We start from the raw sequence: 22840 nt of genomic DNA, 5'->3' as shown, positions 1-22840 counted from the left end.
GCGGCGGGGGATGAGCGGGGCAGAGCCCGGGGCGCCTGTGCCGTCCTGGCTCCGGTGTCTTCTCAGCCGCCGCCCTCCGGTGCGAAGTAGTCACGCAGCAGGGCGATCTTCCCGTCACGGAGGCGGAAGATCTGCACCAGCGACACGGTCGTGACGCCTGCGGGCCCGTCGAAGGCGGTGTCGATCTCGATGACGAAGACGTCGGGGTCGGCGGTGGTGTGCAGCACGTACCGGGACTTCTCCACGTTCACCGTGCGGCCGGTGTCCGGGGCTGAGCGCTCGTAGTACGCGGCCATCTCCCTGCGGATCTCCTCGCGCCCCTCCAGCCGCCTCGGGAAGGCGCCGCCGGCCGGGGCCAGGGGTGCCTCGAAGACGCCGTCGACGGTGAACATCTCGGCCAGCGCGGCGGCGTTCCTGGTCATCGCTCCGGCCCAGACGTAACGCTCGAAGATCTCCTGGGGGGTCGCCATGGCGCACTCCTTCACTTGGGGAGGCGCAGAAAGTTACACCATCCGGCCCGAGCGGGTCACGGGGAGAGCGGGGGCGGGACGCCCGTGAGGCCGGGGCGATCACTGACCAGGCGACGCATCGTGGCCCGACCGCGCGACGGCCAGGTCGTCACGGTCGACGGAATCCGGGGGTTCTGGAGCTGTGACCCGGGTCTGTCAATACCTCGCAGGTCACCTCCTCGGTGGACTCCGTGCAGACGCGGCAGGCCGTTCCCGGACGGAATCGTTGGGGGCATGCGACTATCCAGACTCCAAATTGCGGCGTTGACCGCGTCCGTGCTCACGTTCATCGCCGCATCGGCCACAGAGGCGCTGCCCTCACTGTCCTACACCACCGGGTTCGCGCCGCATTGGGTGACGGCCGCCGCCGCCCTGGCCGGTGCGGGCTTCGCCGTCTTCGAACGGCCGGTCGCCGTGGGCTGGCTCTCGTCGGTGCTGTTGCTCTGGTCGGCGGGTGGGCTGGTGCTCGACTGCTTCCGCGCGTTCTTCGCGGTGACCGGGATACCGGCGGGGGAGTTCGCTCGGGTGGACGGGCCTGGGATGGCGGGACGGGCACTCAGTCTCGCTGCCACCGGGCTCGTCGGGGCGCTGGTGCTGCGGCGCACCCGGCTGCCGAGCGGGCCGTGGCTCGGTTACACGGCCTTCGCGCTCGGGTTCGTCTATCCGACGGTCAAGCTGTACTGGTCGCTGGGCGGGTCGTTCCTGCGCCCCGCCGACTACTCCGAGGGATTTCCGTACGGTGAGTTGATCATGCTGGGCATCGGGGCGGTCGGATCGTTGGCCCTCGTTCAGGCGTGGGGGAGGCGGCTGCCGCGCGGGCTGGTGCTGTTCGGCGGTTGGACGGGAGCCGCTATGTTGAGCACCATGGGGAGCATGTCCGTGTTCGGCACCCTCTCGCAGCTCATGGGGGTGACCGACGGGCCGGTGCCGCTCGGTGACGCCTCAGCGGTCGTCATGGTCTCCTGCGTGTACGGGAGCTGGCTGCTGTTCGGGCTCGCGGTGGCCGGGGCCACGCTGGCCTACCAGCGGCAGACCGCCAGAGGGTGCGCGCGGTGATGCGGTGGGTGGCGGCGCCGCGGGCGTTCGACGCTGTGGCCGCGTTCGTGGTCGGGGTACCACTGTTCCTGCTCTCGGTCGTGGTGGCGGTGCTGTCGGTGCCGGGGGAGCGGGCGGCGATCCTGGTGGCGGCCTGCCTGCTGGCGCACGTGGCGTTCGCCTTCCGCCGGGACCTGCGCGCATTCTTCGTGATCGCCGTGGCGCTGGCCGTACAAGCAGTCGTGACCGGGCTCTTCATCGTCTTGCCGACCGTTGTGCTCTTCCCGCTCGCCCTCTACTCCTGCACCGCGTACGGCAGGTCGTACCTACCCGTGGTCGTGGGGCTGGCGGGGGCGGGACTGGCCGCGGCCAGGTTCGCCACGGACTCCAGCGTCGCGGCCGCTCATCTGGGACCGGATCCGTGGATGCTGCTGGGTCTTCTGGTGGCCGTTGTGGTGGCGGCCTGGGGGCTCGGCCTGTACCGCAGGACTCAGCTCGTCTACGTCAACCTCCTGAAGGAACAGGCCGGCGTGTCAGCCGCTCAGGCCACCCTGGCGGAACGGGCCAGGATCGCCCGCGAGATGCACGACGTGGTGGCCCACGCCCTGGCCGTCATCGTCGCCCAGGCCAGAGGTGGGCGGCTGATCCCCGAGCGCGCCACCGAGGTGCTGGCCACGGTGGAGGAGACCGGACGCCAAGCGCTCACCGAGATGCGCGGCCTGGTCGGCGTGCTCCGCTCGGACACCGCCGTCGGCTCCGAGGCCGGCGATCTGCGGCCGCAACCGGGGCTGGCCGAACTCCCGGAGCTGCTGGATCGGGCTCGCGCGGCCGGGCTCGCGGTGACCATGACCACCGCCGGTAGGGCGCGGCCGATCGGGCCGGGGGCAGAGCTGGCGCTCTACCGGGTGGTCCAGGAGGCGTTGACCAACACGCTCAAGCACGCGGGCGGCGGAGCGAGCTCGTCGGTCAGATTGTCGTGGACGCCGGTGGATCTGGAAGTGACCGTGGCGGACGACGGCCGGGCTCCCGCGCCGACCGCGGGCACGGCGCCGGGCAACGGGCTGGCCGGGATGCGCGAGAGACTGCTGGCGGTCGGTGGCACGCTCTCCGCCGGAGCCGCAGGGGAGCGGGGCTTCGTGGTGACGGCCCGCTTGCCGTACCAGAAGGGCGCAGTGTGACGATCCGGGTGTTCGTGGTGGACGACCAGGACCTCGTGCGTACCGGCACGATCATGGTCATCCAGGCTCAGGGCGACATGACTGTCGTGGGGGAGGCGCGTGACGGCCTCGAGGCACTGGCCAGGCTCGGGAAGGTCGTCGCCGACGTGGTGCTCATGGACGTGCGGATGCCTCTCCTCGACGGTGTGGAGGCCACTCGCAGGCTCCTGGCCGGGGGCGGGCCCAAGGTGATCGTGCTCACTACGTTCGACCTGGACGAATACGCCTTCGCCGCGCTCCGTGCGGGCGCCTCGGGGTTCCTGCTCAAGGACGCGCCCGCCGAGGAGATCGTGGCCGCCGTCCGGACCGTGTACGAGGGTGACGCGGTCATCGCACCCTCCACCACCCGGCGGCTGCTCGACCACGTCGCCCCCACCCTGCCGCTGCCGGCCGATCCGCCCATCCCCCTCACGGACCGCGAGCGGGAGGTCCTCCAGCACATCGCGCAGGGCGAGACGAACGCCGAGATCGCCGGGCGCCTCTTCCTCTCGGAGGGCACGGTCAAGACCCACGTCGGCCGCATCCTGGCCAAGCTCCAGCTCCGCGACCGTGTCCAGGCGGTCATCTGGGCCTACGAACATGGCCAGATCCCCCGCATATGAGCATGGTCCCAATGGGCTGCTCCATGCGGACCTCGATGAGGCTGCCCGCGACCAGGTCGGGCGTCTGCCGCCTGAAACGCCGCCCGGTTCGAGCACCGCTCGGTCAGATCGCCGACGCTTCTCCCGCCGGCCCGGCACCATCGTTTTCTCGTGATCTGTCCGGACGGGTGTTTCCGAAGTACCGTTCGGTTGTCGTGTACCGGGCCGTCGCTTCGCCGTACCTCCACCGACGCGCGTCCGGAGGACGAGCCGGGGCACCGGCCCCCGAACCCGTGGCCCGGAGCGCAGGCCGGGACGTCGTCCATGAGTGGCCGGGGCGGCCGGATCGGTCCGCAGGCTGTCCGGCTTGTGCCTTCAGCCGCCGGCTTCCGTCCTGGATGCTGGGCAGGTGAACAGAGCACTCGTCGTCATCGACGTCCAGGAATCCTTCCGGCGGCTTCCCGACTGGGAGTTCGTCTCGCAGCCGGCCATCGTCACGCAGGTCAACCGGCTGGTGGCGGGCGCGCGGGCTCACGACGAGCTGGTGGTGTGGGTACTGGGTTCGCGGCCGGGGTCAGGAACGGTGTTCGACCCGGCTCGGGGATATGTCCGCCTGATGGAGGGGCTTGATCCGCGCGCCGGGGAACCGGTCATCACCAAGACGGCGCACAACGCCTTCACCACGACGAACCTGCACCAGATGCTCACCGCTAGAGGGGTGAGGGAGCTGACCGTGTGCGGCATCAGGACCGAGCAGTGCTGCGAGACCACCGCCCGGATCGCCTCCGACCTGGGATTCGAGGTGGTCTTCGCCGTCGACGCCACGGCCACGACCCCGATCCCGCACCGCGACGCGTCAGCGGATCTGCCGTTCGCGGAATTGGTGGCGGACCCGCGGACGCTGGGAGTCGCCGACGTCATCGCCCGCACCGAGTATGCGCTGGCCGGCCGGTTCGCGGCCATCCGGACCGTCGACCAGGTGATCGGAGACTAGGCTCGGCGACCATGGCGCGCGTTGTCTTCCTGCTCGTCCCGTCGGTCCACCTGCTCGACGTGGCGGGACCGGCCCAGGTCTTCTCCACGGCGGCAGACCTCGGCCACGCCTACAAGCTCGTCTACGTCTCCGCGGAGCAGGACGTCGCCACCGTACAGGGGCTCCCGCTGCGGGCCCAGACGCAGTGGCCCGAACTGGACGCCGACGACCTGATCGTCGTGCCGGGCTGGCGCGGGCCCGTCCGGATGCCGGACGCCGGGACCTTCGCCCGGTTGCGCGACCATCATGCGACCGGCGGCACGCTCGCCGGGGTGTGCGCGGGCGCTGACGTGCTGGGCAGGGCCGGGCTGCTCGATGGTCGCCGCTGCACAACGCACCATACGGTCCAGGATGAATTGGCGCGCCTGTACCCCAAGGCACACGTGGTCCGGGACGCACTGTATGTCGCGGACGAGCGGGTGGTCACCTCGGCGGGAGTGGCCAGCGGCATCGATGTGGCGCTGCACCTGCTCAGCGTGCGCCACGGCCCGCGCGTCGCGGGGCAGGTGGCCCGCACCATGGTGGTCCACGCCCACCGCGACGGCGCGGCCCGGCAGATCAGCATGATGTTCCGGCACCGTTCGCATGTCGACGAGACCGTGCACCGCGTCCAGGATCTGATCGACACACAGTTCACCGAACGCCTCCCGCTCAGCCTGCTCGCCCGGACGGCACGTTGCAGCGAGCGGACCGTGACCCGGCTGTTCCGCGACGCGACCGGCCTGACGCCGCTGGCATACCAGACCGCGCTACGGCTGGAGCGGGCCGAACATCTCATCACCCAAGGGGCCACGACCGAGGCGGCGGCACGCGACGTCGGCTACGAGGACGCCCGCATGCTACGCCGCCTGCGCGCCCGCACCGGGGCGCGGGCGACCAGGTGAGTGTGAGGTCGTGGTCTTATCCGGGAACGCCGAGAATTCCCGCCGGCACCTCCACCTCGACCAGGCCTGCTCATCCAGCGGCCAGTCCGTACGGGCCAGGTGGTGCTCGCGCCACACCGGCAGGACCATGTACATCAGCGTGGCCGGGCCCACGTTGACGAGTGGTTCCTTGGTACGCGGGTGCTCGGCCAGGACACCGAGCAAGTCGGCGTCGCCTGTCTGCAGAGCGCACATGAATGGGCGCTCCAGGGCGTTGCGGGTCAGGTGGGGGCAGGACCGGACCGCCGTCCCCGGACTGGCCCTTCCGCTCCCACCAGGCATCCGCGTCCAAGCCTGTTACGTCATCTACGTATAGTGACGGCCATGGCATGCCGAATCAGTGAACTGGTCATCGACGCCGCGGACCCCGACCGGCTGGCCGCATTCTGGAGCGACGTCCTCGGCTACGTCGAGCTCGATCGGGAGGCCGACGGCAGCATCGAGATCGGTCCGCCCGACACCGGTTTCGGCGGCCCGCAGCCCACCCTCGTCTTCAGCCCGGCCAGTGCCCCCCGGACGGGAAAGCTTCCGCTGCACATCGATGTCAACGCCACCGACCGCGACCAGGATGCCGAGCTGGAACGACTGCTCGCTCTCGGCGCCAGGCCCGTCGACATCGGCCAGACCGGCGCGGAAAGCTGGCACGTCCTGGCCGACCCCGAGGGCAACGAGTTCTGCCTCCTGCGCACCCGGCTCAAGCCCCTGTGACGATTGCACCGCTTCCCGCTCACCGGCGTGCTTCCTGAAGAAGATCGGCTCACGGTGGCGGGTCCTGCCCGCGCGAATCATCGACCTGAACATAGGTCGGCGGGACCGGCTCGGCGGTGTCCTCCGCGATTACTCACATGCGGCTTGAACTGCATGGATGGAGTATTCGGCAGGCGCAATCCTCGGATCGTTTTTTGAAGGCTTTTCTTAAGGCCCGATTTCGGACAGCCAAATAAGCGTGGCGCCTGTCCGGCGTTCGGAATTCGTTACCGACCCGATAAACAGCGAAAGCTTATTTCCAACCTGAAAAAGCGGAAATTTTCATCGTCCCAGATGAGGCCCGGAAGAGCGGTTTCACCTGCCGCCGGAGCCGCCGGCCGGGGTGCGGGTAATCGGGAACGGGCGGAGAGGACGGTCGCCCATCGGCATCTCCGTGCCCTTTCTCCCCATTGACACCATCGAGACATTTGGCGAAACTTCAACAGTTTTCATCGGCTTCCAGCAGCGTCAGAAAAGCCCGTCAGGCTCATGAACGGGCACCCGGGCAGGTAACCCGTTGCGGTTTTCCGGATGACCACCATCGCCGTTTCCGGCTCACTCACGGCCGGGCGGGGGAGGCGCCGGCGCTGCGGCCACAGGTGCGTGGGGACGTCGACCACGCCTGCCCGGCGCCATCGAGGAGAGAACCCGCCAGCCGATAGCAAGGAGCCCGACGGTGGACAGGAAGAAGGAGGGTTCGGCGCCGGCCCGGCCGTTACCTGGGACCCAGGAGGCCGAGGACGCGCGGCTCGCCCTGCACGGCGGCAGCCCCGTCCGGCGCACACCGTGGCCGACCTACGACAAGGGGGCCGTCTTCGTCCATCCCGAAGACGAAGAGGCGGCGTTGCGCGCCATCCGCAGCCATCTCTATTTCCGCTACGACTACCGAGCCCAGCAGGAGACCGAGTGCGGCAAGTTCGAGGAGGAACTGTGCCGCTACTTCGGAAGCAAGCACGCGCTGGCCGTGTCGAGCGGCACCACCGCGCTCGCACTCGCCATCATGGCGGCGGGGATCCCGCAGGGCTCCCTGATCGCCTGCCCCGGCTTCACCTTCGTCGCCACCCCCAGCGCCATCGTCCTCGCCGGATGCACGCCCCTCCTGGTGGAGGTGGACGAGAACCTCCACATGGACCTCGCTGACCTCCGCCGCCGCTGGACACCCGAGATCAAGGGGATCCTGGTGGTCCACATGCGCGGCTTCGCCGCCGACATGGAGGCGCTGACGCGCTTCGCCGCCGAGATGGGCGTGCCGGTGTTCGAGGACGCCGTGCCGGCCCTCGGCGCCGAATTGAAGGGCCGCAAGCTCGGCACCTTCGGCATCGCGGGCGCCTTCAGCACCCAGTCGGACAAGTCGCTCAACTGCGGCGAGGGCGGTTTCCTGGTCACCGACGACAGCACGCTCTTCGCCCGCGCCGTCGTGCTCTCGGGCGCCTACGAAGGGCGCCTCCGGCGGCATTTCCCGGACGGTGAGCCGCCGATCAGCACCGATCTCGACCTGCCGCTGCTCAGCTTCCGCATGGACGAGATCCGCGCCGCCCTGCTGCGTGCCGAAATGGAGCGGCTGCCGATCCGCCTGCAACGCTTCCGCAGCAACTACGCCTACGTGTCCGCGGCGCTCTCGGACCTCACCGAGATCGCGATCCGGCAGCCGGTGGCCCCCGGCGCCTACCTCGGCGAGGCGTTCATCTTCCGCGTTCCGGGCGGGGACGCGAAATGGTTCGCCCACGCGCTCTGCTGCGAGGGCATCGACGCGCGCAACCTCGGCTCCGACGAGGACACCAACGTGCGGGTCTTCTGGAACTGGCGGTTCATGTTCGACACCAAGGACGTCGCGACGATCAAGGCGCTGCTGCCGGACACCAAGCGGTACCTGGAGGAGGCCGTCGACATCCCCCTGTCCTCCAGCCTCTCGGCGGAGGACTGCGATCACCTGGTCAAGGCGGTCCGCAAGGTGGCGGGCGCCGTCGGACCGGACCGGCGCCGGCCGGACGCGGCGCGGGACGGCCGTCGCAACGGCCGCGATCACGCGCCCGACGGCCAGGGCGCGGGCCGGCAGGGAGAACCCGCTCCGGCGACCGCGGCGGCCCCGGCCCCGGCGACCGCCGCGGCCTCGGCTCCAGCCCCGGTCCCGGCGACCGTGGCGGCCTCGGCCCCGGCCCCGGTCCCGGCGACCGCGGCGGCCCCGGTCACCGCGGCGGCCGATACCGTCCGGGCCGGGCAGGGGCGATGACGGCCCCCGCGGAGAAGGGCACGATCCCGCGCCTCGCCCTCGCCGGGATCTTCGGCGGGCTCTTCTGCGGTTACCTGGGCCTCACCGCGGCGATCCCGGTGCTGCCGGGCTTCGTCCGGGACAGCTTCGGCGCCACCGACGTCGCCGTCGGCATGGTGGTGATGGCGACGGCGCTCACGGCACTGCTCGTACGGCCCGTCTCCGGCCACCTGGCGGACCGGTACGGCCATCGTCTCGTCATGCGGCTGGGCGCGCTGATCGTCGCCGTGGGCGGCGCGCTCTACTTCCTGCCACTCGGTCTGACCGGCCTCATCGCGGTCCGCCTGCTGCTCGGCGTCGGCGAGGCGTCGCTCTTCACGGCGGGCGCCGTCTGGGTCGTGTCGCTCGCGCCGCACCACCGCCGCGGGCAGCTGATCGGACTCTACGGCGTCAGCATGTGGGGCGGGATCTCGGTGGGGACCTTCCTCGGCGCGACGCTGCTGCCCCTCGGCTACGGCGCGGTGTGGGGCTTCAGCGTCGCCGCCGCGCTCATCGGGCTCGCGCTGATCAGCTCGGCTCCCGTCCCCCCGCGCACCGAGCAGCCGAGCGGGGGACACGCCCTGCTGGTGCGCCCGGCGCTGCTGCCGGGGGCGGCGCTCGCGCTGGCCGCCGCCGGGTACGCCGGCCTCGCCGCCTTCGTCGTCCTCCACCTCCAGGCCCGCGGCATCGATTCGGGCGTCGTCGTGCTCAGCTGCTTCAGCGCCGTCTACGCCGGCACGCGGCTGTTCATCGGCCACCTGCCGGACCGGCTCGGGCCGCGCCGCGTCGCGGCCTGGTCCGGCGTCGGCGAGGCCGCCGGCCTCCTGATCATCGCCTTGGCCCCGAACCTGCCGGTCGCCGTGATCGGCAGCCTGGTCATGGGAGCCGGATTCTCGCTGCTGCACCCGTCCCTCGCCCTGATGGTGATGAACCTCACCGAGGCGTCGAAGCAGGGAGCCGCGATCGGCGCCTACACCTCCTTCTGGGACCTGGGCCTGAGCGTCTGGGGGCCGGTGATCGGAGCGGTCGCGACCGGCTTCGGGTACCCCGCCGTGTTCGTGGCCGGCGCCGTTTGCGCGGTGGCGGCCGTGGCCGTGGCGCTGTGTGTCCGCCGGCCGGACACGCAGCCGGCGGTCGTGAGCTGAGTCAGGAGCACGCCATGGACGCATCACCACTCAAGATCCTCTGCATCACCGGCTGGTGCCGCAACGGCAGCACCATCATCGGCAACGTCCTCAACGAGATCCCTGGGTTCTTCCACGCAGGGGAGCTGCACTTCCTGTGGAAGAACGCCGCGGGCAGGGGCGCCAACAGCTCGTGCGGCTGCGGCAGGGAGCTGACCGAGTGCCACCTCTGGTCGGAGATCCTGCCGCTCGGCCGGCCGGCCGGGGTCTCGGTGGAGGACCACGCCGAGACCGTCGTCCGCCGCCAGCTGGCCTACGTCCGGACGCGGCACACCTGGCGGGTGCTCGACCGCGGGCTGCACTGCGACGAGATCCGCGAGCACGCCGCCCTGATGGCGCTGACCTACCGTGCCATCGCCGAGCGGACGGGTGCGGGCGTGATCGTGGACACGACGAAGATCCCGGGCGAGGCGGCCCTGCTGGCGCACCTCGAGGGGGTGACGCCCTACTACGTCCACCTCGTACGCGACCCCCGGGCGGTCGCCCAGTCGTGGAGCCGGCCGAAGCAGTACTGCTACGTCATGCCGTCCAGGACGAGCACGGCCTACTGGCACGGCTTCAACGTGGCCTCGCAGGCGATCACCCGGCGCCATCCGGAGCGGTCGCTCTTCCTGCGCTACGAGGAGTTCGCCGCCGACCCGGCCGGGACGATCGACGCGCTGCTCCGGCTCTGCGGCGCCGACCCCGCCGCCAATCCGATGCGGGGCCGGACGATCGAGCTTCACACCAACCACACGGTCACCGGCAATCCGGATCGCTTCAGCACCGGCGTCACCGTCATCCGGGATCGGGACGACTCGTGGAGGACCGGCCTTCCACTGCCCGCCAGGCTGACGGCGGCGGCGCTCTCATGGCCGCTCTTCCGGCGTTACGGCTACAGGTACGGCGGCACGCTCCTCGCCGGTCCGCGGCGGGCCGGCGCCGCGGCGCCGCGGGCGACCGAGAAGCGGTAGGGCTCGGGCGGCAAGCTCGGGAGACAAGGAGGAGGACGATTGGATCTGGGGCTTGGGAACAAGGTCGCGCTCGTCGCCGGCGGTTCGAGCGGCCTCGGCCTGGCCACCGCCAAGGAACTGGCCAGGGAGGGCGCGCACGTCGCGATCGGCGCGCGCGACCGCGACCGGCTCGCCGAGGCCGAACGCGGTATCAAGGAGGTGGCGCGCGGCCGCGTCCACGCCACGAGCGTCGACGTCACCGACCGGGCCGCGGCGCGCCGCTGGGTCGACGAGGTCGCCGCCGACTTCGGCGCGCTCCACATCGTCCTCGTCAGCGGCGGCAGCCCGCAGATCGGCACAGCCTCGCAGTTCGAGCCGGCGGAGTACCAGGCGGCCGTCGACGGGGTGCTCCTCCCGGCGGTGAGCCTGGCCCTCGCGGCGCTGCCGCACCTCAGGGCCGCGGGATGGGGCCGGCTGCTCTTCGTGGCCTCGGAGACGGCGAGCGTTCCCGTCGCCCGGCTGGCGCTCTCCGGTGTGGCGCGCGCCGCCATCGTGCGGTTCGCCCAGTCCCTAGCCTCGGAACTCGGCAGCGACGGCATCACCGTCAACGTGCTGGCGCCCGGCACAACCCGTACCCCGCCGGTGGAGCGGGCGGCCGCGAAGCTGGCCGAGGGCGGCGACGTCGAAGCCCGGCTGCGCGCCATGGGCCATCACAACGCCCTGGGCCGTCTCGCCCGGCCGGACGAGTTCGCCGCCGTCGCGACCTTCCTCGCCGGTGAGCGGGCCTCCTTCGTCACCGGCGGGATCCACCTGATCGACGGCGGCGCCAGCGTGACGGGACCTGAACTGCCCCACCTCACGGCCGCGCGCAAGGACACCTACACATGACGACCGCGGCGATCCTCACCGGAGGATCCTCCCGGAGACAAGGAAGGAACCTGTGATGTCGACGACCAGCCACACCTACACCGAGAGGGACGTCGGAGACTTCTTCGACCAGACCCTGCAGACCTATCTGAGCTTCTGGGATGGCGACGGCGTCCTGCACACGGGCTACTTCGCGGACGACGCGGACGACGACTACCTCGCGGCCGCCGAGCGCACCTCCGAGGTCCTGGCGGCGGAAGCGAAGATCGACGGCTCCTCCCGCGTGCTCGACGTGGGCTGCGGCTGCGGCAACTTCATGATCCATCTTGCCGAGCGCTTCGGCTGCCGCGGCGAAGGGCTCGACCTGAGCAGGGAGCGCATCAAGTTCGCGCAGGAGAAGCTCGCCGGGGAGAAGCGGCTCGACATCGAGTTCCGCCACGGCTCGGCGACGCAGATGCCCTACGAACCCGGCAGCTTCAGTCACGTCGTCAGCCAGGACGCGCTCTGCCTCGTGCCCGACAAGCCGCGCAGCCACACGGAGATCCACCGCGTTCTCAGGCCCGGAGGCGTCTTCGCCTTCTCCGACTTCCTCCAGCCCAAGAAGGAGATCGGCGAGCGCGCCCGCAAGCACGTCTACGACCGGGTGAAGTGGAACGGCGGCTACTCGCTCGTCGGATACCAGTCGGCCCTGGAGGAGGCCGGGTTCGAGATCATCCTCGCCCGCAACCTCGAAAGCCACATCAGGCAGACCTACCGCGTGCTGGGGAAGACGGCGCGGGAGCGCGCCGAGGCGACGCCGGACGCCGCGGCCCGGGAGTGGATGCTGGCCTTCTCCGTGTCCTGCGAGGAGATCCAGCTCGCCATCGACGACGGGGAGTTCGGCTGGGGACTCTTCGTCACCCGCAAGCGGGGCAGTGCCGCGCCCTAGCGTCGAACTCACTAGCGAGGAAGCAGCCATGCAGCGGACAGATGGTATGAAGCAGACGATGGCCGAAGTCGTCGCCCAGCGGAAGACGGAGATGTCGCCGGGCCGGATGTTCGTGGAGGCCTGTGCCGCCAAGGGACTCGAGGCCTCCGTCGAGTACGACGTGACGATCACCGACTCGTTGACGAGCTCGCGGCGGAAGCCGCGCTATCCGGCACGCAACATGCTCAAGGTCGTCGATCTCTCCAGGGACCCGCGGCGGTACTACTGGCACGAGAGCCCGCCGCGGCCGGGCGATCCGGAGGTCAACGACGCCGGGCTGAGGCGCGAGGCGGCGAGCCGGTTCCACAAGTCGCCGGTTCCGGAGCTCCACGCCACCACCGCGTGGGTCCAGGTCCCGCCGGACCTGTGGGAGGACGCCGAGACCTTCGAGTCCTTCATCAACTACCGGCTGATCGTCCGCCTCGGCACGGCCGAGAACGACACGATCATCCGCGGCAGCGGCGGGCTGCTGAACATGCCGGGGATCGCACGCATGACGTCGAAGGGACCGTTCGGCTCGACGATCCTCGCGGCGTGCAACGAGGCGGAGCAGATGGGGGGCACGGCCGACGGCCTCATCATCAACCCCGTCGACTACTACACGTTCATGGGGAACGGCCGCCTGATGGACGACCTGGAGCAGAACGGCGTGTTCATCGTGCGGACGCGCCTGGTCGACCCGGGGACCGCCATCGTCGGTGACTTCGGGCACGGCGCCCTGCTGTTCGACGCCGGACGCTCGGTGATCCGCTTCGCCGAGCCGCCCCCGGGGACCTTCGCCGAGCCCGGCATCGCACTCATGGCCGAGATCTACGAACGGCTCGTCATCAACCTTCCGACCAACTTCTTCATCGTGAGCCTGTAACGGAGAGATATGTCGGCGATGCCCCCTCCACCTGCGGAACCCCTGCTGCACGATCCTGACGTCCTCGTCATCGGCGGCGGCATCGTCGGCCTGTTCTGCGCCTACCACCTGCGCCTCGGCGGCAGCAGCGTCACCGTGGTGGAGCGCGGGCCGGTCGGCGGTCCCCAGTCCTGCTCCTACGGGAACACCGGCTTCGTCGGCACGCAGGGCGCGGCTCCCCTCGCCGAGCCCGGTGTGCCGGCCCAGGGGTTGCGCTGGCTGCTGAACCCGGAGAGCCCTTTCTCCATCAGGCCGCGCTGGGACGGCGAGCTGCTGCGCTGGCTCTGGCACTTCCGCCGCGCCTGCAACGACGAGGACGCGAACGCCGCCTTCCGCGTGCTGGTCGACATGAAGAAGCGGAGCCTGGAGATCCTGCGCGAGCTCTGCGCGGCGGGCGACCTCGCCTCCGCCTTCACGGCGCAGGGCATGGTGCTCGCGTTCCGGACGCCGGAGGGGTTCGAGAAGGGCTGCCGGTCCGTGCCCCAGGCGGTCGAGAACGGCGTGCCGCTGCGCGTCCTCGGCCCGGGGGAGCTGCGCGCGCTCGAACCGGACGCCGAGTTCGACGTCTGCGGTGCCCTGTACAACGAGGAGGGCGCCTACCTCCAGGTTCCCGGCTTCGTCGTCGAGTTCGCCCGGATGCTGCGGGGCATGGGGGTCGAGATCCGCGAGCGGACCGAGGTCGTCGGCTTCGAGGTCGCGGGCCGCACGGTCGAGCGGGTGCGGACGACACGCGGGGATCTCAGGCCCCATGAGACGGTCATCGCCGCCGGCACGTGGTCGGCGGAATGCGCCCGCAAGCTGGATGTCGGGCTCACGCTCCAGCCGGCCAAGGGCTACTCCGTCACGGTCAAGGCGCCGCGCAACGCGCCGCGGCGGCCGGCCCTGCTGAGCGAGGGAAAGGTCGCGCTCATGCCGCTCGGCGAGCGTCTCCGCTTCGGCGGGACCCTGGAGTTGGCGGGCATGGACGGCACGATCTCCCGCCGGCGCGTGGACGGCATCCTGCGGACCGTCCGGTCCTACCTCCCGGAACTGGAGATCACCGAGACCCTCGAAACCTGGAGCGGCTTCCGCCCGTGCACGCCGGACAGTCTCCCTTTCGTGGGCCGCGCCGAGTCCTACCGCAACCTTTCCGTCGCGTGCGGCCACGGCCACATCGGCATGGGTCTCGCTCCGGCCGGCGGCAGGTTGCTCGCCCAGATCATCGCCGGTGAGCGACCCGACATGGATCCCGCACCGTTCCGCGTCGGCCGCTACGGCGGGCGGGCGACACGCCGGCTCCGGCTCCGGCGATGAGGCACGGCGCCGGCAGGCGCGCCTCGCGGTCACGAGACGGGCCGAGGCTATGAGACGGGCCGAGGCCGTGAGACGGGCCGCGGTCGTGAAAAGGGCCGCGGTCGCGGCCATGAGACGACAGGGACTTCCGGCGGGAGAGAATGACCATGGTAAGCGGAGCGGAGGTGGAGCGCGACGTCGTGATCGGCGTCCTGTGCCTCGACACCTCGTTCACCAAGATCCCGGGACACATCCGGAACCGGACCACCTTCGATTTCCCGGTCGCCTACAAGGTGGTGGAGGGCGCGACGGCGGAGCGCGTGGTGAGCCAGGCCGACCCGCGCCTGCTCGAACCGTTCGTCCGCGCCGCCCGGGAGCTCGAAGCGCAAGGGGTGGCGGCGATCACCGGAGCCTGCGGCTTCCTCGTCATCTTCCAGAAGCAGCTGGCCGACGCGGTCGGCGTCCCTCTCTACTCGTCGAGCCTGATCCAGCTGCCGGCGGTCCACCGCATGCTCCGCTCGGACCAGAAGGTCGGGCTGCTGGTCGCCAAGAAACGCTCCCTCACCCGGCGTCATCTGGAGGCGATCGGCGGCGAGCACGTCCCCGTCTGCGTCGCCGGCATGGAGGAGCAGCCGGAGTTCCGCGAGGTCATGCTGGAGGGGCGGCGCGCCGAGCTGGACGCCGGTCGCCTGGAGAGTGAGGTGCTGAGCCAGGCCGAGCAGCTGGCACGCGACAACCCAGACATGGGGGCGCTTGTCATTGAATGCACCGATCTAGTGCCTTTCGCGCACGCGATTCAGGCACGGATCGGCGTGCCGGTCTTCGACATCGTGACGCTCACGGAGATGGTGTACCGGACGCTGACGCGCCGCCCCTTCGGCGGCCGTGACGCGGCCTAGCGCTCCGTCGGCGGGGCGGCCACGATGCGTGGCCGCCCCGCCTCCACCTGCGGTTCTCCGTCCCGAGCGCGGAGAGCCGCTCGTTCTCCGCCCACTCCAGCGACCTCCGGTGCCGACTCAGATAGCGGTGACGTCGCGGGCGACGGGCCGGCGGCAGTGGTACGACCCGCTCCCACGGCGAATCCGGGGCAAGATCTTCAACCACGCCGGGAGCGTGGTCCGGCCTCCGCGCCTGTCGGTTGCCGACATGCCGAAGCCATTGGGGACGGGGTCTTATCGGGCCTGGGCCTTGATCGCGCTGTGGACCGCGTCAAGGAGCGTGGCGGCTCTGCGGTCCGGCACGCCTTCTTGAATGTGGTTCATGACATAACCGAACGCCAGGCCGTTCGCCGGGTCGGCGAAGCCGAGCGATCCGCCGTAGCCGGGAAATCCGAAGGCGGTCGGGCTGTACCAGAAGGCGTCGGGTGTCGGCAGGCCGAAGCCGGTGCCGAGCCGGACGGGTACCCGCAGCACGCGGTCGGTACCGCTGACCTGTTCCGCGGTCGCCGCGGCCAAGGTGTCGGGTGTGAGAACGCGGTGCCCGTCGACCTCGCCGATGAGCGCGGCGTAGAAGCGGGCCAGTGCGCGGGCCGTGCAGATGCCGTTGGTCGAGGGCATCTCGGCGGCCTGCTCGTCGGGGTCGTCGTGGTTCAGCGGCGGCGTGACGACGCTCATCGACCGCCTGGTCAGCGACGTGGGATCGGCATAGGCTCCCATCACCTCGCGCGCGGGCTCGGGAAGGGCGTCCAGGTCGATCCGGGCAAGTGCGTCCAGGTCGAGCGGCGCGGCGACGATCCGGCTGACCCGGTGCCGCTCGGTTTCCGGCAGTCCGATCCACAGGTCCAGGCCGAGCGGTGCGGCGATCTCCTCGGCGAGGAACGTGCCGAGGCTGCGGCCGGTCACCCGGCGGACGACCTCTCCGACCAGCCAGCCGTAAGTATGCGCGTGGTAGCCATGCTCGGTGCCCGGCTCCCAGAAGGGACGCTGGGCGGCCAGCGCGGTCACCATCGGATGCCAGGCGATCGCCTCCGCCGGGGTGATCGGGTGGTCGATCGTGGGCAGTCCGGCCTGGTGGGTGAGCAGCCAGCGGACCGGGACGCGGTCCTTTCCGTTCGCCGCGAACTCCGGCCAGTACGCGGCGACGGGCGCGTCGAGGTCCAGTTCGCCCCGCTGGGACAGCAGGTGCGCGCAGGCGGCGGTGACGCCCTTGGTGGTGGAGAACACGACCTGCAGGGTGTCGCGCTCCCAGAGGCGGCCGGTCTCGGGATCGGCGGTTCCGCCCCACAGGTCGACGACTTTCCGGCCGTGCAGGTAGACGCCGACCGCGGCGCCCACTTCCTGCTCGCCGGCCAGATTGGCCGCGAAGGCCTCACGCACTCCTTCGAACCCTGGCGCGGTGTCCCCGCCGATTTCGGGCATGCGTCATCGCCTTCCGTTCGGGGTGTGCTGCCGGAGAGTGCTACCTGCGCCAGTGCTCGATGAGCCAGGCGCAGATCTCCGGCTCGGTCATCTCGGGAAACTCTTCGGTGAACGTGACGAGCGCGCGCATCGCCTCGTCCCGGTCCAGGCCGCGCAGCGCCGCTGCCTGGAGGTACTCCTGGCGTGCGGCGGAAGGACGGCCTCCGCCTGCGCCGCGGCCCGGTAGGCCGTTGCGCCACTGCACGATCTCCTCCAGCCGATCAGCCCGCCAGCCGGGAGCCCCGTCGACCTCGACGTCGGGCTCGGGAAACGGGTGATTGGAATCGCCCGGATAGCGGGAGCGCCACTTGTGCACCGCGTGCCGGCTCACCCCCAGCGCGTCGCCGATGCCGAGAACGCCGAGGAAGTGCTCGGTCATGGCGCACCAACTTGTCTGTCCGGCCTCCTCGTGGGTCTCATTACTACCACGCCCGAGACGGAGTCCCGCGCCCACAGGATGGGTCGAACATCGTCTCTGGCAGAGACAACATTAGGGTGGACATTGAAATATCGTCAACAACGGAGACGAAGTTCTCCTTGAAGATTCAGGGGCGGGTCGGTGCTCCGTACCTCGCGACATCGGTGGATGCGACCACACCCTGCCGCGCTCCTGCGGCCCGCCCGGCTGCCCGGTACGACGCGGCGGCGGATGAGACGCCGGGCCCGCCCTCCTCCGCGAAGATCGAACCATGCCGGACAACACGAACGACCCCAGCAGGAGAACCGCGGAGAACACCGCCCCCAACTGGGCCTGTCGGCATGGCCGGCCGCCTCGCGGACTCGCTCCGATGACCACCCTGCGGTGGACCCGACGGCGATCACCCGGTCACTGACCGCCCACGGTCACCGACCTACTTCGGAACTCTTCGCCTGGTAACGAAAACGCAGAACGGATGGCCGGCCAAGTCGGCGTACACGCGGAGGGGCTCCTCGGGATCATCGCTGCGGTCCAGCAGCAGCCGCCCGCCGAGGCGAAGGACGCGTTCATGCTGAACCTGCAAGTCCTCGACCGAGTCCACAGTCAAGTCCAAGTGCAGCTGCTGCGGCACCCGACCCTCCGGCCAAGTCGCTTCCGGCAGCTGGTCGACTTGCTGGAAGGCCATCTGGGGGGCGCCGTCCGGGGTCCTGAGCACAAGCCAATCGCAGCCACGCTCGTCCTCGCGCCTCCCTGCCGGCGGCTCATCACCAGGCCGATAGACCAGGCCCAGCAGAGATCGGTAGAACTCCGCCAGAGACCTGGCGTCGGTGCAGTCGAGCACCACCTGACACAGCTTGGGCACGCTTTCCCGGTCGACCACATCGACCACCTCTCCTCATGATCATTCCTGCGTTTCGCCGAGAGGGCCCCTGCGCGCTACGCCGACGATTAAACGCGGCGTGAGGCGCTCCGGCTTCGGTGGAGATCTCAGGGGTTGATGCCAGCTGATCACCCCGGCGTCCGAGGGCCTCGCCGTACAGCCACCCCGACCAGCAGCTTCGGGAGCTCACTGCCTCTTTCGCCGGTATCCCGGCGGTTCCCCGGGTACGGGTGGCATTGACGTGCGAGCCGGCGATATTCCTTGCCGTCGTACAAGCCCGGTGCGACTCGGCTGGGCTTCAGCCTGGTGCCGGAGTCCTTCGAGCTGGAGGTGCGCTTCCGTCGGCATGCCGGGGAACCGCCCAAGGCCGCAGTGGACTGCGTGGCTGGGCAGGTGAAGGCCGGGCCGACGTCTGCCCGACCGTCGGGCGCGGCCGGCTGTCCTGTCCGCACGCCGGGCACCTGTCGAGGACCGCTTCCGCTGACCGGTTGTTCAACTGGCCCGGAAGGCTTGGCGGTAAGCCGAGGGGGGACTCCGATGGCGGCGGCGAGACGCTGGCGGAGTGAAGCGGCGGTTCCGAAGCCTGCGAGGGCGGCGACCTGGTCGATCGGCAGGTCGGTGGTTTCCAGAAGGCGCCGCGCGTGCTCGACCCGCTGCCGGGTGAGCCACTGACCGGGCGGCATGCCCGTCTCGTCGCGAAAACGCCGGCAGAACGTCCGGACGCTCATGCCGGCGTTCTCCGCCGGCTCGGCCAGGGGCAGCGGCCGATGCAGTTCTCGCAGGGCCCAGCCGCGGGTGGAGGCTGTGGTGGCGGCCGACTGCTCCGGCACCGGGCGGTCGATGTACTGCGCCTGGCCACCCTCCCGCCCCGGGGGCACCACAGAGAGCCTGGCCACACGGTTGGCGATCTCACTGCCGTGGTCGCGGCGCACCAGGTGCAGGCAGAGATCGATGCCGGCGGCGACTCCCGCCGCCGTGAGGATCCGCCCCTCGTCGACGAACAAGACGTTCGCGTCCACCTGGATCTGCGGGAAGGACCGCTGGAAGTGGTCGGCCTCGTTCCAGTGAGTAGTGGCGGGCCGGCCGTCGAGCAGGCCTGCGGCGGCGAGGACGTACGAAGCCGTGCAGATCGCCAAGGCGCGCGGCGCTCACGTGATCGGAACCGCCCGGTCGGTCAAGCACGAGTTCCTGCGCGGTCTCGGCGCGGACGAACTGGTCGACTACACCGAGACCGACTTCGAGACGGCCGTCGAACCGGTCGACGTCGTCGTCGGCACCATCGGCGGCGCCTACGGGCCACGCTCGCTGCGCGCCCTGCGCCCGGGTGGCGTCCTGGTCTCACTCGCCTCCCCGGCCGAGGCATACCTGGCCGACGAAGCCGCCCCCCTCGGCCTGCGCGCCGCCTTCATGATCGTAGAAGCCGACCAGGCAGGCATGCAACAGGTCGCCGCGCTGGTGGAATCGGGTCGGCTTCGCCCCGAGATCGCCACAGTGCTCCCGCTCGACCAAGCGGCCACGGCCCACGAGCTCGGCGACATGGTGATCACAGGTGCCGCCGACCGCGTGCCGGAGCGCGTGACCGGACTGGTCTACGTCGACGCCATGGTGCCCGAGAACGGAGACTCATGCTGGTCGCTCGTCACCGACCGGGAACGCGGCTGGTATCTCGACTACGCCACCGGGTGGGACGGACAGTCTCCCTTCACCGCGCTCTACGAACGGCTGCTCAGCGATCCTGCCTGGCGTACCCACCCGCTGGCCTCCGGACACAACGTGATGCGGGACGCTCCTGACGAGCTGCTGAACGTCCTGCTGAAAGCCACGCTCTAGACAGAGACGGTTCGGCACGACTCCTTGAGCCTGGCCACTCGATCCTCGGAGCTACGGGAGCATTCGCTGACGCCGGATTGCGTTCCCCGTCTCTTCGAGCCCCGCAACCGACTGTCCCGGGTGATGGCGGGCGCGCCTGGTGCGGTTGTCGCCATCGCCGGCGAGCACGGCCGCGGTGTTGATGACCGAGACGTGGCTGTAGGCCTGGGGGAAGTTGCCGACCTGCCGGTGGCGGGTGACGTCGTACTCCTCGGACAGAAGGCCGACGTCGTTCCGGAGGGCGAGCAGCCGTTCAAACAGCCGTCGGGCCTCCTGGCGGCGGCCGAGCAGGGCCAGCGCGTCGGCCAGCCAGAAGGAGCAGGCGAGGAAGGTGCCCTCCGTTCCCGGCAGTGCGTCCACGTCCTCGGCACCGGGGCGGTAGCGCAGGACGAAGCCGCCCTCGACCAGTTCACGCTGCACGGCCTCGACGGTCCCGGCGACGCGGGGATCGTCGGGCGGAAGGAATCCGAGCCGGGGGATGAGCAGCAGCGCGGCGTCCAGGCCCTTCGACCCGTAGTACTGGGTGAAGGTGTTACGGCCGGGATCGTAGCCGCGGGTACAGACGTCCCGGTGGATCTCGGCGCGTAGCGCCCGCCAGCGATGCACGGGCCCGTCGCGGCCGTGGTTCTCGACAGCGGAGATCATACGGTCCGCCGCGACCCACGCGAGGATCTTGGAGTGGACGAAGTCGCGCCGTGGCCCGCGCATCTCCCACAGCCCGTTGTCGGGTTTCTTCCACGCCCCCTCCAGGTAGTCCATGAGCACGCGCTGCAGATCCCATGCGTCCTCGTCGGGGGCCAGACCCGCCTCCCTCGCCAGTTCCAGGCAGTCGAGGACCTCGCCGTAGACGTCGAGCTGGAACTGCTCGCAAGCGGCGTTGCCGATCCGCACCGGCTGTGAGCGCTCGTAGCCCGACAGCCAGTCAACGGTCCATTCGGGGATCCGGCGGCAGCCGTCGAGGGTGTACATGATCTGGAGATCGGCCGGGCTGCCGGCGACGGCTCGCAGCAGCCAGTCACGCCAGGCGGTGGCCTCGGCGTCGTAGCCGGCGCGCATCAGAGCTTGCAGGGTGAAGGCCGCATCCCGTAACCAGCTGTAGCGGTAATCCCAGTTGCGGGGGCCGCCGAGCTGTTCGGGCAGGGAGGCGGTGGGGGCGGCGACGATGCCTCCGGTGGGCGCGTAGGTCAGCGCTTTGAGGGTGAGGAGGCTGCGCCGTACGGCTTCGCCGTATCCTCCGGCGTAGCGGCAGCGCTCCAACCACTGTTTCCACAGCAGTTCCGTGCTGGTCAGGGATTCGACGGCGTCGACTGGATCGGGGCGCGGCAGCCAGGAGGACTGCCAGGTCAGCACGGACGGCACACGGTCTCCTGCGCGGACGGTGAAGGTGGCGGTAGTGCGGTGAGCCTCCTCATCCGGACACAACTCGGCGGGGCCCTGCAACCAGGCGGCGTCCGGACCCGCCACAACGGCCAGTTGGCCGCCGTCGTGGTGAACCCACGGTACGACGTGGCCGTAGTCGAAGCGCAGCATCAGCTCAGTACGCATTTCGACCCGGCCACGGACGCCCTCGACGACCCGGATCACGGCGGGTGCCTGACCTCGGGGCGGCATGAAGTCCATGACGCGCACGCATCCGCCGGCGGAGTCCCACGTCGTCTCCAAGATCAGGGTGTCGTCGTGGTAGCGGCGGCCGGTGCAGACCTGCCGGCCGGCTGGGGCCAGCAGCCAGCGCCCGGCGCGCGGACCGTCCAGCAGCGCGGCGAAGCAGGCCCCGGAGTCGAAGCGGGGCAGGCACAGCCAGTCCACCGAGCCGTCGCGCCCCACCAGGGCGGCGGTGTGCATGTCGCCGATCAGCGCGTAGTCCTCGATCCGCATGTGATGGCTCCTGTCGGGTTCGGTGGTTGCCCGCTTCAGGCGACGCGGTAACCGGCGGCGGCGCCGGAGCGCAGGGTCAGGCCGTGGCCGGGCACGTCCGGGCGGGTGGCGCCGAACAGGCGCACCAGCGGCATTCCCAGCAGCCGCGCCTTGAGGTCCCCCATGGCGACGTCCAGCGCGGAGATCGCGTACCCGGCGATTCCCGTCCGCCCGGCGTTGCGCACCTGGCGGACCATCGCCGTCCAGGTCGCGGGGATGTCCAGCGCGTCGGCGCCGGTCGCCACCGCGGCGAGGGTCTCGGTGATGAACGACACCGCGGCGGCGGGCGCGTAGGCCCATCCGGTGCCGACGATCTCCTCGGCGTCGACCTCGGCCACCACCAAGGTCGTCGCGTCCCAGACCAAGGTGCCGTCGGCCTCCGGCTGGTCGGTCGGCACACAGTAGGCCGCGGCGCGCACCGCGCGGATCGCCGTCATCGCGCCCTCCTGACGTCGGACCTCCTGACGTGAGTAAACCCACCCATACCCGGCAAATCATCACCTAATGGTTAAAGTCATTAAAGGTTGAAAGTTTCCACTTGTTGAATATTTAGTGTTGTAAAGCGGGGCACGCCAGCAGGTATGACTGACATCGCCTCCGAAGTGCTCATCGAACGGCTGGCCGCCTGGGGTGTCGACACGGTCTTCGGGCTGCCCGGTGACGGCATCAACGGGATCATGGAGGGGCTGCGCCGCCACGCCGACCGGGTCAGATTCGTCCTGGTCCACCACGAGGAGGCGGCCGCGTTCATGGCGACCGCCCACGCCAAGGCGACCGGCCGCATCGGGGTCTGTCTGGCGACCTCGGGGCCCGGAGGCATCCATCTGCTCAACGGCCTCTACGACGCCAAGCTTGACCATCAGCCTGTGCTGGCCATCACCGGCATGCAGGAGACCAGCGTGCTGGGCACCGGCGACCAGCAGGAGGTCCACCTCGATCGGTTG

The 22840-nt window shown here is 70.3% G+C and carries 22 protein-coding genes and 1 pseudogene; 16 read left to right on the top strand and 7 right to left on the bottom strand.

Going from position 1 to position 22840, the window contains the following annotated elements:
• Positions 1 to 62: 62 nt before the first annotated feature.
• Positions 63 to 470 (bottom strand): nuclear transport factor 2 family protein, encoded by a 408-nt coding sequence (locus CA984_RS05995; protein ID WP_086569032.1) that lies wholly within the window; start codon positions 468 to 470, stop codon positions 63 to 65.
• Positions 471 to 743: 273 nt separating this feature from the next.
• Here CA984_RS05995 and CA984_RS05990 point away from each other — a divergent pair, with 273 nt between their 5' ends.
• The 14 genes from CA984_RS05990 to CA984_RS05920 all read left to right on the top strand — a co-directional run bounded on the left by CA984_RS05990 (position 744) and on the right by CA984_RS05920 (position 15318).
• The gene (locus CA984_RS05990) at positions 744 to 1565 is read left to right on the top strand and encodes a hypothetical protein (RefSeq protein ID WP_086569030.1); all 822 of its coding nucleotides are present in this window, start codon (positions 744 to 746) and stop codon (positions 1563 to 1565) included.
• The gene (locus tag CA984_RS05985) at positions 1565 to 2722 is read left to right on the top strand and encodes a sensor histidine kinase (protein ID WP_242675766.1); all 1158 of its coding nucleotides are present in this window, start codon (positions 1565 to 1567) and stop codon (positions 2720 to 2722) included. The genes CA984_RS05990 and CA984_RS05985 overlap by 1 nt, the downstream gene beginning before the upstream one ends.
• A complete protein-coding gene (locus CA984_RS05980) occupies positions 2719 to 3363 on the top strand; it encodes a response regulator (RefSeq protein ID WP_086569026.1) in 645 nt (214 codons plus the stop codon). The genes CA984_RS05985 and CA984_RS05980 overlap by 4 nt, the downstream gene beginning before the upstream one ends.
• A gap of 388 nt (positions 3364 to 3751) precedes the next feature.
• Entirely contained in the window at positions 3752 to 4336 is a 585-nt protein-coding gene (locus CA984_RS05975; RefSeq protein WP_086569024.1) for a cysteine hydrolase family protein, read from the top strand.
• Positions 4337 to 4347: 11 nt separating this feature from the next.
• Positions 4348 to 5259 carry a GlxA family transcriptional regulator gene (locus CA984_RS05970; protein WP_086569022.1) on the top strand — a complete coding sequence of 304 codons (912 nt, stop codon included), beginning with the start codon at positions 4348 to 4350 and terminating at the stop codon, positions 5257 to 5259.
• A gap of 363 nt (positions 5260 to 5622) precedes the next feature.
• Positions 5623 to 6006 (top strand): VOC family protein, encoded by a 384-nt coding sequence (locus CA984_RS05960; RefSeq protein ID WP_086569020.1) that lies wholly within the window; start codon positions 5623 to 5625, stop codon positions 6004 to 6006.
• A gap of 715 nt (positions 6007 to 6721) precedes the next feature.
• On the top strand, positions 6722 to 8275 hold the full coding sequence (locus CA984_RS05955) for a DegT/DnrJ/EryC1/StrS family aminotransferase (protein WP_086569018.1): 1554 nt from the start codon (positions 6722 to 6724) through the stop codon (positions 8273 to 8275).
• The gene (locus CA984_RS05950; RefSeq protein WP_086569016.1) at positions 8272 to 9438 is read left to right on the top strand and encodes an MFS transporter; all 1167 of its coding nucleotides are present in this window, start codon (positions 8272 to 8274) and stop codon (positions 9436 to 9438) included. The genes CA984_RS05955 and CA984_RS05950 overlap by 4 nt, the downstream gene beginning before the upstream one ends.
• A gap of 14 nt (positions 9439 to 9452) precedes the next feature.
• Positions 9453 to 10430, top strand: a complete 978-nt coding sequence (locus tag CA984_RS05945) for a sulfotransferase (RefSeq protein WP_086569014.1) — start codon at positions 9453 to 9455, stop codon at positions 10428 to 10430.
• 39 nt (positions 10431 to 10469) lie between these two features.
• Positions 10470 to 11297: an SDR family NAD(P)-dependent oxidoreductase gene (locus CA984_RS05940; protein ID WP_086569012.1), complete on the top strand. Its 828-nt coding sequence runs from the start codon at positions 10470 to 10472 to the stop codon at positions 11295 to 11297.
• A 55-nt stretch (positions 11298 to 11352) separates the two neighbouring features.
• Positions 11353 to 12204, top strand: a complete 852-nt coding sequence (locus CA984_RS05935) for a class I SAM-dependent methyltransferase (protein WP_086569010.1) — start codon at positions 11353 to 11355, stop codon at positions 12202 to 12204.
• A gap of 28 nt (positions 12205 to 12232) precedes the next feature.
• Positions 12233 to 13108, top strand: coding sequence for a family 3 encapsulin nanocompartment shell protein (locus CA984_RS05930; protein WP_086569008.1), 876 nt, complete (start codon positions 12233 to 12235; stop codon positions 13106 to 13108).
• 18 nt (positions 13109 to 13126) lie between these two features.
• The gene (locus tag CA984_RS05925; protein WP_242675764.1) at positions 13127 to 14440 is read left to right on the top strand and encodes an NAD(P)/FAD-dependent oxidoreductase; all 1314 of its coding nucleotides are present in this window, start codon (positions 13127 to 13129) and stop codon (positions 14438 to 14440) included.
• Between the two features lie 140 nt (positions 14441 to 14580).
• Positions 14581 to 15318, top strand: a complete 738-nt coding sequence (locus CA984_RS05920; RefSeq protein ID WP_242675763.1) for an aspartate/glutamate racemase family protein — start codon at positions 14581 to 14583, stop codon at positions 15316 to 15318.
• Between the two features lie 273 nt (positions 15319 to 15591).
• Here the strand turns inward: CA984_RS05920 and CA984_RS05915 are convergent, their stop codons facing one another.
• The 4 genes from CA984_RS05915 to CA984_RS49005 form a co-directional block, all read right to left on the bottom strand.
• A complete protein-coding gene (locus tag CA984_RS05915) occupies positions 15592 to 16776 on the bottom strand; it encodes a serine hydrolase domain-containing protein (RefSeq protein ID WP_086569003.1) in 1185 nt (394 codons plus the stop codon).
• A 40-nt stretch (positions 16777 to 16816) separates the two neighbouring features.
• Positions 16817 to 17194 carry a hypothetical protein gene (locus tag CA984_RS05910; protein WP_086569001.1) on the bottom strand — a complete coding sequence of 126 codons (378 nt, stop codon included), beginning with the start codon at positions 17192 to 17194 and terminating at the stop codon, positions 16817 to 16819.
• Positions 17195 to 17666: 472 nt separating this feature from the next.
• Positions 17667 to 18122: a VOC family protein gene (locus CA984_RS05905; protein WP_242675762.1), complete on the bottom strand. Its 456-nt coding sequence runs from the start codon at positions 18120 to 18122 to the stop codon at positions 17667 to 17669.
• 119 nt (positions 18123 to 18241) lie between these two features.
• Positions 18242 to 19249 carry a GlxA family transcriptional regulator gene (locus tag CA984_RS49005; protein ID WP_108724536.1) on the bottom strand — a complete coding sequence of 336 codons (1008 nt, stop codon included), beginning with the start codon at positions 19247 to 19249 and terminating at the stop codon, positions 18242 to 18244.
• Here CA984_RS49005 and CA984_RS05895 point away from each other — a divergent pair.
• Positions 19236 to 19943: a zinc-binding dehydrogenase gene (locus tag CA984_RS05895; RefSeq protein ID WP_242675761.1), complete on the top strand. Its 708-nt coding sequence runs from the start codon at positions 19236 to 19238 to the stop codon at positions 19941 to 19943. The two genes, CA984_RS49005 and CA984_RS05895, sit on opposite strands and share 14 nt — an antisense overlap.
• Positions 19944 to 19994: 51 nt before the next feature.
• Here the strand turns inward: CA984_RS05895 and CA984_RS05890 are convergent, their stop codons facing one another.
• The gene (locus CA984_RS05890) at positions 19995 to 21857 is read right to left on the bottom strand and encodes a glycoside hydrolase family 15 protein (RefSeq protein ID WP_086568996.1); all 1863 of its coding nucleotides are present in this window, start codon (positions 21855 to 21857) and stop codon (positions 19995 to 19997) included.
• Between the two features lie 35 nt (positions 21858 to 21892).
• Positions 21893 to 22333, bottom strand: coding sequence for an enolase-like domain-containing protein (locus tag CA984_RS05885; RefSeq protein ID WP_086568993.1), 441 nt, complete (start codon positions 22331 to 22333; stop codon positions 21893 to 21895).
• A gap of 144 nt (positions 22334 to 22477) precedes the next feature.
• Here CA984_RS05885 and CA984_RS49210 point away from each other — a divergent pair.
• A pseudogene (locus CA984_RS49210) lies at positions 22478 to 22765 on the top strand (thiamine pyrophosphate-binding protein); the annotation flags it as partial.
• Between the last annotated feature and the right edge of the window lie 75 nt (positions 22766 to 22840).

Source organism: Streptosporangium minutum (genome assembly GCF_002149035.1).
Classification (GTDB): Bacteria; Actinomycetota; Actinomycetes; order Streptosporangiales; family Streptosporangiaceae; genus Streptosporangium; species Streptosporangium minutum.
Note: the sequence above shows the minus strand (reverse complement) of the source record. Positions and strands in the feature narration are given on the sequence as shown.

Excerpts from the sequence above, each read along its gene's own strand:
- CA984_RS05970 (WP_086569022.1), top strand. The coding sequence starts at position 4,348 with ATGGCGCGCGTTGTCTTCCTGCTCGTCCCGTCGGTCCACCTGCTCGAC.
- CA984_RS05935 (WP_086569010.1), top strand. The coding sequence starts at position 11,353 with ATGTCGACGACCAGCCACACCTACACCGAGAGGGACGTCGGAGACTTC.
- CA984_RS05925 (WP_242675764.1), top strand. The coding sequence starts at position 13,127 with ATGCCCCCTCCACCTGCGGAACCCCTGCTGCACGATCCTGACGTCCTC.
- CA984_RS05945 (WP_086569014.1), top strand. The coding sequence starts at position 9,453 with ATGGACGCATCACCACTCAAGATCCTCTGCATCACCGGCTGGTGCCGC.
- CA984_RS05995 (WP_086569032.1), bottom strand. The coding sequence starts at position 470 with ATGGCGACCCCCCAGGAGATCTTCGAGCGTTACGTCTGGGCCGGAGCG.
- CA984_RS05930 (WP_086569008.1), top strand. The coding sequence starts at position 12,233 with ATGCAGCGGACAGATGGTATGAAGCAGACGATGGCCGAAGTCGTCGCC.
- CA984_RS05910 (WP_086569001.1), bottom strand. The coding sequence starts at position 17,194 with ATGACCGAGCACTTCCTCGGCGTTCTCGGCATCGGCGACGCGCTGGGG.
- CA984_RS05890 (WP_086568996.1), bottom strand. The coding sequence starts at position 21,857 with ATGCGGATCGAGGACTACGCGCTGATCGGCGACATGCACACCGCCGCC.
- CA984_RS05985 (WP_242675766.1), top strand. The coding sequence starts at position 1,565 with ATGCGGTGGGTGGCGGCGCCGCGGGCGTTCGACGCTGTGGCCGCGTTC.
- CA984_RS05960 (WP_086569020.1), top strand. The coding sequence starts at position 5,623 with ATGGCATGCCGAATCAGTGAACTGGTCATCGACGCCGCGGACCCCGAC.
- CA984_RS05920 (WP_242675763.1), top strand. The coding sequence starts at position 14,581 with ATGACCATGGTAAGCGGAGCGGAGGTGGAGCGCGACGTCGTGATCGGC.
- CA984_RS05950 (WP_086569016.1), top strand. The coding sequence starts at position 8,272 with ATGACGGCCCCCGCGGAGAAGGGCACGATCCCGCGCCTCGCCCTCGCC.
- CA984_RS05915 (WP_086569003.1), bottom strand. The coding sequence starts at position 16,776 with ATGCCCGAAATCGGCGGGGACACCGCGCCAGGGTTCGAAGGAGTGCGT.
- CA984_RS05885 (WP_086568993.1), bottom strand. The coding sequence starts at position 22,333 with ATGACGGCGATCCGCGCGGTGCGCGCCGCGGCCTACTGTGTGCCGACC.
- CA984_RS05990 (WP_086569030.1), top strand. The coding sequence starts at position 744 with ATGCGACTATCCAGACTCCAAATTGCGGCGTTGACCGCGTCCGTGCTC.